2 protein-coding genes and 1 pseudogene are annotated in these 2,243 nt (G+C 49.7%); 2 read left to right on the top strand and 1 reads right to left on the bottom strand.

Translation table 11 applies throughout. The features are described from left to right. Both WBV75_RS11570 and WBV75_RS11565 read left to right on the top strand, forming a co-directional pair. On the top strand, positions 1–1,045 hold a 1,045-nt coding region (locus WBV75_RS11570; RefSeq protein WP_424120750.1), incomplete at its 5' end, for a GMC oxidoreductase. 1 nt (position 1,046) lies between these two features. Further along, on the top strand, positions 1,047–1,763 hold the full coding sequence (locus tag WBV75_RS11565; protein ID WP_424120749.1) for a gluconate 2-dehydrogenase subunit 3 family protein: 717 nt from the start codon (positions 1,047–1,049) through the stop codon (positions 1,761–1,763). Positions 1,764–1,802: 39 nt separating this feature from the next. On the opposite strand, the pseudogene WBV75_RS11560 reads toward WBV75_RS11565, so the two are convergent. Next, a pseudogene (locus WBV75_RS11560) lies at positions 1,803–2,243 on the bottom strand (hypothetical protein); the annotation flags it as partial.

The raw sequence follows: 2,243 nt of genomic DNA, 5'->3' as shown, positions 1-2,243 counted from the left end.
GGTCTACGCCGATTTTTCGGCGGGTACCTGCCTGATTTTTCCGGCCCAGAAGAGCAGGGGCCAGGTAGACCTGTATGTAAATTCAATGGTCCGTGAAGTGACCACGAACCAGGAGGGAAAAGCGACTGGGGTTTCCTATGTCAACAGGGAAGACCGTAAGGAATATCAACTAAGGGGAAAAGTAGTCATCCTCGCTGCTTCTGCCTGTAGTTCCGCCCGCATCCTGTTGAATTCAAAAAGCCCCCAACACCCCAATGGATTGGGGAACAGTAGCGACCTGGTTGGGAAATACCTGCACGATTCCACCGGCAGCAGCAGGGCTGCCTTTATACCCGCCCTGATGAACCGTGAGCTTTACAATGAAGACGGTGTAGGGGGGATGCATGTTTATTCGCCCTGGTGGCTCGACAATAAGGATCTCGACTTCCCAAGGGGCTACCACATTGAAGTTTGGGGTGGTATCGGAATGCCCAACTACGGTTTCGGTTTTAATCCAAACGAGTTCAACACCTTTTTCGGCCTGAAGACAGGAGGCTATGGGGACCAGCTTCGCAAAGATGTCAAGAAGTACTACGGTGCTGTTATGGGATTTGGGGGTCGCGGAGAATCGATTGCCCGAAAGGATAATTATTGTGAAATAGACCCAACCACAGTGGATGAATTTGGAATACCCGTCCTCCGTTTTCATTACAATTGGTCGGACTATGAGCGCAAGCAAGCCAGACATATGCAGATGACCTTTGAGGAAATAATACATCAGATGGGGGGTGAGCCTTTGGGGGAAACCCCCGGGGCCGAACGGGATTTTGGGCTTGAAACTCCCGGGCGTATCATACACGAGGTGGGCACGACACGTATGGGCGATGATCCGGCTACCTCGGTTACGAATCGCTTTCAGCAGTTGCACGATTCAGACAATGTTTTTATCACAGATGCCGGCCCTTTTGTTTCCCAGGCAGATAAAAACTGTACCTGGACCATTTTGGCCCTTTCCATGAGGGCTTCGGACTACATAGTAGAACAACTCAAACAACAAAACATCTGAAATGGACAGGAGATCGAGTTTAAAAAATATCCTTTTGGGCACGGTTGCCGGGGGGCTTGCGGTACATGGGTGTACGACAAGGGAAGCTGCAGAGGCCGCTGAACAGCTGGGCGCAAAAACCGGTTTTGGGTACGGCAGGGTTCCCGAGGAGTTGGAGGCCCTTGAAAAATTGAATGCGGAGACCTATTTAAACCCCCATGAAAGGGAAACCATAGAAGTTCTCTCAGAACTCATACTTCCTCCCGATGAAAAATTTGGAGGCCCGCTGGAAGCCGGGGTGCCTGATTTTATAGAATTTATGGCTAAGGACTATCCCGATTTCCAACCGACCTTAAGGGGAGGGCTCATGTGGTTAGATCATAAAAGCAATACGGAGTTTGGAATGGAATTTAAAAGTATTCCCGAAGCTCAGCAAAAGACCCTTTTGGATGGGATTGCCTATTACGATGCAAAAGCACCTATGGATGAGCAACCCCTTGAAATTCAATTTTTTAACCTTGTCCGAAACCTCACGGTTTGCGGATATTACACCTCCAAAGTGGGAATTGAGGATTTGGGTTACAAAGGTAATATGCCCAATGTCTGGGATGGTGTACCCCAGGAAGTTTTGGATAAACACGGCCTGGCCTATGAGCCCGAGTGGCTAGAAAAATGCGTGGATCAGAGTCAGAGGGGTGTGATTGCAGAATGGGACGAAGATGGAAATCTACTGACCTGAGTGTTCTGTGGAATCAGATAAATGCTACGATTCGGGTGCTTATTCTGCAGGCCTGACGGCCACACCCACCATAGAATCGGCAGTACCGTAATAGAGCAACCACTGGTTCTTATAAAACACCAGGCCTTCTGCGAAAGTAGTCCCCGCCTTGTACTGGCCACTTACTTCATGCGGTAATGAAGGGCAGATAAAGGGGGCGCTCAGGCGCGCGATGAATTTTTGGGGCTGTGTATTGTCAAAAAGGACCTGACCCCCACAATAGGTTCCTTCGGGTGTAGTCTTGCCCGCTCCTTCCCCGCTGAGGTTTTTACCATTATAGATCAGTAAAATCCCCGCTTCTGTATATAAGGCGGGAGGCCCCGGCTCTACCAGATGACTGTCAAAATCATTAAGGGTTGGGGTAAAGACTGGCAGAAGCTCTTTATCCGGCGTCAAAAGTGGGGTCCAGTCGTTTCCATCGCTTGATGTGGCGAGATTTAC

This window comes from Robiginitalea sp. (genome assembly GCF_049588695.1).
Lineage (GTDB): Bacteria > Bacteroidota > Bacteroidia > Flavobacteriales > Flavobacteriaceae > Robiginitalea.
The sequence above is the reverse complement of the archived record's forward strand: the minus strand, read 5'-3'. Positions and strand labels throughout refer to the sequence as shown.

Coding starts and splice junctions, on each gene's coding strand:
- WBV75_RS11565 (WP_424120749.1), top strand. CDS start 1,047: ATGGACAGGAGATCGAGTTTAAAAAATATCCTTTTGGGCACGGTTGCC.